Origin of the sequence: Streptomyces sp. FH025, assembly GCF_017427025.1 — a bacterium.
In the GTDB taxonomy this organism is placed as follows: domain Bacteria; phylum Actinomycetota; class Actinomycetes; order Streptomycetales; family Streptomycetaceae; genus Kitasatospora.
This window is the reverse complement of sequence record NZ_JAFLNG010000355.1, coordinates 1-7,835: the sequence shown is the minus strand read 5'-3', so window position 1 is coordinate 7,835 and position 7,835 is coordinate 1. Positions and strand designations below refer to the sequence as shown.

Here is a 7,835-nt window from a genome sequence, read left to right as displayed (position 1 = left end):
CACCGCGGAGGCGAGGGCGAGGGCCCCGAGTACGACGGCGGTGGCGGGCAGTCCGGCGCCGGCCGCGAGCCAGCCGGCCAGGGGGTAGGTGAGCAGCCAGCAGCCGTGCGAGAGGGAGAACTGGGCGGCGAAGGCGGCGGGGAGGTCGGCGTCGGCGGCGGAGCGGCGGATGACCCGGCCGCCCGGGGTCAGCACGGCCGAGCCGCCGGCGCCGACCAGGGCCCAGGCGGCGAGCAGGGCGAGCCAGGTGCCGGCCCCGGCGGGGGCGGCGGTGATCACGGTGACGGCGGCGAGGACGCCCGGCAGGGCGAAGGCCGCGGTCAGCATCACGGAGCGGTCGCTGACCCGGGCGAGCAGCCGCGGCAGCAGCAGCGCGGCGAGCATCGAGCCGGCGCCGTACGCGCCGAGGGCGAGGGAGACGGCCCCGGCGGGGCGGTGGAAGTGGTCGCGCACGACGTTGACGGTGTTGACGAACACGATCGCGCCCGAGGCCGCGACCGCGAGGTCCAGCGCCAGCAGCGCCCGTAGCCGCGGGGTCGCCCGGAACAGCCGGGAGCCGAAGGCGGCCCTGCGGTGGATCGCGCCGCCGGGCCCGGCCTCGACGGGGGCGGGCTTGGGCAGCACGGCGGAGACGACCAGTGCGGCGGAGGCGAGGAAGCCCACCGTGGTGCCGGCGAACAGCCAGTTGTACGAGACCACCGACAGCAGCAGCGCGGCGAGCGCCGGGCTGAACAGCGACTCCAGGTCGTAGGCGAGCCGGGACAGCGACAGCGCGTTGGTGTAGTCGCGTTCGGCGGGCAGCACGTCGGGGATGGTGGCCTGGAAGGTCGGGGTGAAGGCGGCGGAGGCGGCCTGGAGCAGGAAGATCAGGACGTAGACCTGCCACACCCGGTCCACGAAGGGCAGGGTGAGCGCCACCCCGGCGCGGGTGACGTCCATGGAGACCATCAGCGCCCGCCGGGGGATCCGCCCGGCGAGGGCTCCGGCGAGCGGGGCGATGGTCACGTAGGCGACCATCTTGATCGCCAGCGCGGTGCCGAGCACCGCCGAGGCCTCGCTCCCGGCGATCGAGTACGCCAGCAGGGACAGCGCCACCGTGGCCAGGCCGGTGCCGACCAGGGCGACGACCTGGGCGGTGAACAGGTGGCGGTAGGTGCGGTCGCGCAGCACGGTCAGCATGGGTCCCGTCCCCAGGACGTCGGAGGGGCATCGGATCCATCGTAGTTAATGCGTGCGTACTTATGCACCTATTGGTGATGGCTGAACCGCCTCGGGGCCCGCGTCGGGCTCAGTCGTGCGGCGGCAGGTGCGCGATCTGGTGGTCGGCGACGTTCAGTGCCTCGTCCACGAGCCGGCGCAGGTGGCCGTGGCGCAGCGAGTAGACCACCCGTCGTCCGTCCTTGCGGGTGGTGACCAGCCCGGCGAGGCGCAGCTTCGCCAGGTGCTGGCTGACCGAGGGGCGGGCGGCGCCGGTGGCCTCGGTCAGCGTGGTCACGTCCGCCTCGCCCCGGCCGAGCCGCTCCATCAGGGCGAGCCTCGTCCGGTCGGCCAGCAGGGCCAGGACGGAGGCGGCGGCGTCCAGCCGCGCCTCGGCCCGCTGCTGCGAGCGGTGTGCATCTGCCAGGTCCGTGCCGGTGCTCATCCGGCCATCGTAGGCCCGGGGAAGCCGTGCACGGGTGCGCACCCGAGTGCGGTCGGCGCCGGGGCTCAGTCCGCCGGACGCCCGGCCGGTTCGTCGACCGGCTGCTCGGCGGCCTCGGCCGACGGGCTCGGCTCCAGGGCGGACATCCGCGGGAGCAGGAGCAGGACGGCGACCAGCAGGACGAGCAGGAGGCAGCCGCCGAGGAAGAGCGGGGTACGGACGGAGGTGACCGAGGCGATCCAACCGCTGAGGGCCGCGCCGGTCATGATGCCCAGTCGGCTGAGCAGCATGTAGCAGCTGTTGACCCGGCCGAGCAGCTCCTTCGGCACGGCCTGCTGGCGCAGCGAGATCGCCTGCACGTTCCACGTCACGATGCCGAAGCCGATCACGCCGTAGAGGGCGGCGATCTCGGCCACGGAGGTGCTCATCCCCATCAGGATCAGCGAGATGCCCATCAGCAGGAAGGCCATGGCGATCCGGGCACCCCGGCTCATCAGCCGGCTGAGCCGGCCGGCCAGGGTGCTCGCGGCGGTGCCGCCGATGGCGCCGGCCGCCAGCACGATGCCGTACGAGGCGGCGGGGGCGTGCACCACCCTGGTGACCATCAGCACCATCATGGTGGTGCCCATGAAGCAGGTCATCGCGCCCAGGGTGGACAGCACCGCGAGCATCCGGACGTCGCGGTGGTGGTAGAGCCAGGTCACGCCCTCGCGGATCTCGGTGAGGACCGGGCGGGAGGTGCGGCTCGGGCGGGTGGTGGAGCGGCCGGTCGCGGCGACCAGCAGGGCGGCGAGCGCGAAGGACACGCCGTCCACGGTGAACGGGAGGCCGGCCGCCACGGCGAACAGGGCCGAGCCGAGCAGCGGGCCGATCAGGTTGCCGCCCACCAGCATGTTGCCCTGCATCCGGCCGTTGGCGGCGTCGAGCTGGTCGGGGCGGACCACCTCCGGGATCACCGAGGTCGCGGCGTTGGAGAAGACCGTCTCGCCGCAGCCGAGGACGAAGGCGAGCGCGGCCAGGACGGCCAGCGGCGGATCGGCCAGGTAGACCCAGGCGGCGAAGCCCAGGACGACGGCCGCGCGCAGCGAGTCGATCGTCCACATCAGCCGCCGCCGGTCGGCCCGGTCGGCCAGCACGCCGCCGTACAGGGACATCAGCAGGAAGGGCAGCGAGGCCGCGACCGAGACCACCGAGACCGCGCCGGGCGAGTCCGAGACGGCCACGGCGAGCAGCGGCAGGGCTGAGTCCCGCATGCCGTCGCCGACCGAGGAGATCGCCGAGGCCGACCACAACATGCCGAACTTCCGGCCGAGTTGAGGGCTCTTGCGGCGGGGTGGCGTGGCCAGATCAGCTGATGTCACCGAGGCAGTATGACATGTCCGCGGAGGATGACCAGGGGACTGTCCGAGTAATCCGAACTGCCCCAACTGCCCGGGCTGTCCGGGGCTATCCGAGTCCGTAAACCCCCTTGACAAGAGTGGTCAACCCACCCGCCAGGGCGAGCCCCAGCACCACCATCCGGGCCCGGCGCTCCGGCACCCGCGCGGCCAGCAGCGCGCCGATCGCCATGCCGCCCGCGAGCGCCACCGCCACCAGGCCCCAGGCGGGCCGGCTCAGGCCGGGCAGGCCCTTGGCGGCCAGCGAGAAGGCGTTCACCACCGTCCCGTACAGCTGCGCATTGGGGACGAACTCCCGCGCCGTCCATCCGGAGTTGAGGGCGTACAGGGACACCGCCGGCCCGCCCACCCCGGCGGCCGAGTTCATGAACCCGCTGGTGGCGCCGGCGACCAGCGCCCCGCCGACCCCTCGCAGCGCGTCGGCCCGTACACCCCAGATCACCAGCAGGGCAGCCGTGCTGACCAGCAGGCCGATGCCGATCAGCAGCCCGGGCGTCGGCACCGCCGAGGCGACCCAGGCCCCGGCCGGGACGGTGCACACGGCGGCGAGCAGCAGCGGCAGCATCGCCGCCGGGCGGACCTGCCGCCAACCGGTGGCCAGCCCGACGGCGCTGATCGCCCCGGCGGCGAAGTTGGCCAGTGTCACCCCGCCGTTGGGGCCGAGCATCAGCACCAGGACGGGGGCGGCGACCAGGGCGAAGCCGATGCCGGCGAGCCGTTGGACGGAGGCTCCCAGCAGGACGACGACGCCCAGGGCGAGCTCTCCGGTCAAGCCGTTCAACAGCGTCGACCGTTCATCAGTGCCGACCGTTCATCAGTGCCGGCCGTTCATCAGCGCCTGGCCGTTCAACAGTGCCGGCCGTTCATCAGTGCTGGACGCCGGCGGAGAGCGAGAAGTCGGCGAAGTAGGCGTGCTGGGTGGTGGCCGGGCCCCAACTGGTGTCGTGGCCGCCGTAGAAGGTGGAGAACAGCACGCCGCTGAAGGGGATCGAGCCGATGCCGGAGGCGGTGCCGTGGGCGGCGTGCACCTGGCGGCCGTCGTACCAGACGGTGATGTCGCCGGTGCTGCGGTTCACCAGCTGCTCGACGGTGTGCCAGCGGCCGTCGGCCTGGAAGTGCCAGTCGCCCAGGCCCTCGTCCACGCCGTAGCCGGTGGGGCCGGAGTTGGTCGGGGTGTAGAGGTAGACCTCGCCGTTGTCCGGGCTGCCGTTGGCGCCGCGCCACATGTAGCGGGTGGACCAGCCGGCGCCGTGGTTGCCGCCGGACTCCTCGCCGATCTTCCCGCCGTACAGGCCGGGCAGCTTGCCGGCCTTGCCCCAGTCGCGGCCGACTGGGAACTTGACGGCGTACTTGAGGTCCAGTGCGGGGCCCTTGGCGAGGGCGGAGAGGCCGAGGGTGTTCAGATCGGTGTAGAACTGGCCGCCACCGGGGTTGGGGCAGTCGGTGCAGCTGTTGGCGGAGGAGCCGGCGCCGTACGTCACCTGGAGGACGGGGCCGCCGCCGGGCGCGGTGGGGTCGTTGACGGCGGCGAAGTCGGCGCCGCCCCAGGCGCCCTGGTCGGCCGTGCCCCAGGCCTTCTTCCACTGCGGGGTGCCGTAGTCGCGGAACTGGCCGGTCCAGGCCGCGGCTCCGCTCGGGGCGGGTGCGGAGGTGGGCGTCCTCGTCGGGTGGGTCCGGGCGTCGGCGGGCGTGGCGGCGCAGCCCGCGGTGGCGAGCAGGGCCATGGCCGCCAGGGCGGCGGTACGAGCGAGGCGGTTCATCGGGGCTCCTCGGTCGGCGATCGATCCACACCGATCATGCCCCAAAAGCGAGTTGTCCACCGTGACGCCGATCTTCCGCTCCGGACGCCGCATTTCACTCGGCGGTATGCGAACCTGAGTGGTGATATCCGAACTTGGCGCGATTTCCCGCCCTATGTCCGTCACTCACACCGGTGAACGCGCCCGGGAACAGGGACGTAAACGACTCAAAGCCGCTCTTCTGGAGATCTTGCCGGAATCGGGCATATGACCACAGGTCAAGAGAGTGGGGTCAGGTGGGGACGAGAAGGACGAGGAGGGGCGTCGCGCGGGCCGTGGCGCTCGCCGTCGCGCTGGTCGGCGGAGGGCTGCTGACGGCGCCGGCGGCGTTCCCGCAGGCGGGGGACGGGACGGTGACGGTCCGGGTGATCCGGGCCGTGGACTCCTCCGGGGTGTGGACGCCCGCGCTGGAGCCGGGGATCGCGGGCGTGACGGTGACGCTCACCGACGACGCGGGCGTCGGCATCGAGGGCGTCACGGGGGCCGACGGCACGGTGGCGCTGGCCCCGGCGTCGAGCAACGCGACCGGCGGCAAGTACCGGGTGCAGGTGGTGAATCCGAAGCCGGGCGTGCTGTTCCCGGCGTTCGCCTCGCGGCAGGGGCTGGACGGCGCGCCGAACCAGCTGAGCTCCAACGAGGAGTTCGTCGACCTGTCCGGCGGAAAGAACGTCTCGTACACCACCGGCCTGTGGTACCCGGGCGACTACTGCCAGAAGAACGCGACGCTGGTGGCGACCTGTCAGCCCACCGCGCTGGAGGGCGGGGCGCAGCGCACCCTGGTGTCGTTCCCGTACAGCGCGCGCGGCCAGGACGGCGTGGACGTGAACGTCACGAACCTCGCCACCAACGCGCAGACGGGCACGCAATTCGGCGTCGCGTGGAACAAGGCCGACAAGCGGGTGTTCTCCTCGGCGATGGCCAAGCGGGCCACGGTCTACGGCCCGGGTGGCGCCGGCGCCGTCTACGTCACGGACCTCGCGCAGAAGAGCACCACGCTGTTCACCACCGTGCCGAACGCCGGCGCCACCGTCCACGCCGGCGGCATCGACGACGGCTTCCTCGACGTCCCCGGCAAGGAGAGCCTGGGCGGCCTCAAGATCACCGAGGACGGCAGGGACCTGTTCGTCGTCAACCTCAACGACCGCCGGCTGTACCGCTACGACGCGACCCTGGCGACGGCCTCGGCGCCGACGGCGGTCTACCCGATCCCGGACCCGGGTTGCCCGGCGGCCGGGGACTGGCGGCCGTTCGGCCTGGGCCTCCAGGACGGCACCGGCTACCTCGGCGGCGTCTGCTCCGGAGAGTCCACCGGCCAGAAGTCGGACCTGCGGGCGGTCGTGCTGCCCTTCGACCTCGCCACCGGCGCGTTCCAGCCCGCGGTGCTGAACCAGCCGCTGGACTACCCGCGCCAGTCGACCGTCGGCGGCGGCCCGTGCGACGGCGCCGGCTGGTGGCCGTGGACCGGCACCTACCCGGCGTCGCAGGACGGCCGCCCCTGCGGCAACAACACCATCGCCAACCCCGAACCGGAGTTGGGCGAGATCGGGTTCGAGACGGACGGTTCGATGCTGCTGTCCTTCCGCGACCGCTTCGGCGACCGCGCGCCGACCGCTCCCGCGCCGAACTCCATCTCCAACGTGATGTCGGGCGGTGACCTCAACAAGGCCTGCCTCGCCAACGGCACGTACGTGATGGACACCAACAACGGCTGCGGGCTCTCGCCCCGGGGCACCCGGTTCTTCGACCCCGCCTGGGGCGGTCACCACAACACGGCGTTCGCGGGCATCGCGCTCTCCAAGGTCGAGAGCACCATCGCGACCTCCGCCTTCGACCCCAACCACACCGCCTTCGGCTACGGCACGTCGTTCCTCCAGCGGGCGAACGGCCAGCCGGACCCGCAGTTCGGCCTGCGGCTCAACCCGCCGGGGACGCCCGCGCCGTTCGGCAAGGGCGCCTCGATGGGCGACCTCGAAGTGCTCTGCGACCGGGCGCCGCTGCAGATCGGCAACCGCGTCTGGTACGACCCGGCGCGCGAGGGCATCCAGAGGCCGGGCCAGAGCCCGGTGGCCGGTGTCACCGTCCATCTGTACGACGCGTCGAACACGGTGGTCGGCACGGCGACGACGACGGCGCGCGGCGAGTACTACTTCGACGACTCGAACGTCACCGGCGGGCTCAAACCGCACACCGACTACACGATCCGGCTGGACAACCCGGCCGACTACGCCCAGGGCGGCCCGCTGTACCTGTGGGTGCCGACCGCGCACGACGTCGGTCCCAACCCGTTCGTCAACTCCAAGGGCGTCGTCCCGCCGGGCGGAACGTACCCCGAGCGGGCGCTGACCACGGGTGGGCCGGGCGAGAACGACCACACCTTCGACTTCGGTTTCCAGCGGGTGGGCCTGCTGACCCTGATCAAGCACGATCAGGACGGCAATCCGCTGGCCGGGGCGAAGTTCCAGCTGTACCGCCAGGCCGACGGCGGGGGCTGGCAGCGCGGCCACGGTGAGCACGGCAAGCACGAGGACACGCCGGTCGGTGAGCCCTGCGTCACCGGGGCCGACGGCATCTGCCAGGGCGTCGGCCTGCCCGGGACGTACTACTGGAAGGAGTTGTGCCCGCCGAAGGGCTACAAGGCGCCGGAGAACAGGTGGTTCGGGCCGTTGGTGCTCACCGACGACAACATCGACGTGGGTGTCTCGGTGACGGCCGTCAACCGGAAGTGCCGGTGCCACAAAACGGAGCCGCCCTGGTCCGGCGCGATGACCCGGGAGGACGAGCCGTAGCAGCGTGACCCGGCCGGGCCCGTGGCGAGTTGAGCGGCCACGGGCCCGGCCCCCGTTTCACTGCCGCACGGCGCTCACGGCTCTCACGGCTCTCACGGCTCTCATCGCGCTCACCGCTCTCACGGCTTGAGCAGCGCGTCCGCGCTCGCGGGCAGCGGGTACGCGTTCGGGTCGACGGCCCCCGGCAGATCGGTCGCCGGGCGGCCGGGCA

At 72.6% G+C, this 7,835-nt stretch carries 6 protein-coding genes; 1 reads left to right on the top strand and 5 read right to left on the bottom strand.

Annotated features, from left to right (window positions below; all coding sequences use genetic code 11):
• From J0670_RS23355 to J0670_RS23335, 5 genes are all read right to left on the bottom strand, one after another.
• Positions 1–1,179 (bottom strand): MFS transporter (locus J0670_RS23355; RefSeq protein WP_207813608.1); only part of this gene is annotated, 1,179 nt, incomplete at its 3' end.
• 109 nt (positions 1,180–1,288) lie between these two features.
• On the bottom strand, positions 1,289–1,642 hold the full coding sequence (locus tag J0670_RS23350) for a metalloregulator ArsR/SmtB family transcription factor (RefSeq protein ID WP_196950449.1): 354 nt from the start codon (positions 1,640–1,642) through the stop codon (positions 1,289–1,291).
• Between the two features lie 65 nt (positions 1,643–1,707).
• Positions 1,708–3,003: an MFS transporter gene (locus tag J0670_RS23345; protein WP_207813607.1), complete on the bottom strand. Its 1,296-nt coding sequence runs from the start codon at positions 3,001–3,003 to the stop codon at positions 1,708–1,710.
• Positions 3,004–3,088: 85 nt separating this feature from the next.
• Positions 3,089–3,811, bottom strand: a complete 723-nt coding sequence (locus J0670_RS23340; protein WP_243437399.1) for a sulfite exporter TauE/SafE family protein — start codon at positions 3,809–3,811, stop codon at positions 3,089–3,091.
• Positions 3,812–3,905: 94 nt separating this feature from the next.
• Positions 3,906–4,799, bottom strand: coding sequence for a polysaccharide lyase (locus tag J0670_RS23335; protein WP_207813606.1), 894 nt, complete (start codon positions 4,797–4,799; stop codon positions 3,906–3,908).
• A 314-nt stretch (positions 4,800–5,113) separates the two neighbouring features.
• Here J0670_RS23335 and J0670_RS39995 point away from each other — a divergent pair, with 314 nt between their 5' ends.
• Complete coding sequence (locus J0670_RS39995; RefSeq protein WP_307806656.1) at positions 5,114–7,624, top strand: SdrD B-like domain-containing protein; 2,511 nt, start codon at positions 5,114–5,116, stop codon at positions 7,622–7,624.
• Positions 7,625–7,835 lie beyond the last annotated feature (211 nt).

What these genes read in the sequence shown, in the direction of transcription:
- J0670_RS23335 (WP_207813606.1), bottom strand. Translation starts at nt 4,799, where the DNA reads ATGAACCGCCTCGCTCGTACCGCCGCCCTGGCGGCCATGGCCCTGCTC.
- J0670_RS23350 (WP_196950449.1), bottom strand. Translation starts at nt 1,642, where the DNA reads ATGAGCACCGGCACGGACCTGGCAGATGCACACCGCTCGCAGCAGCGG.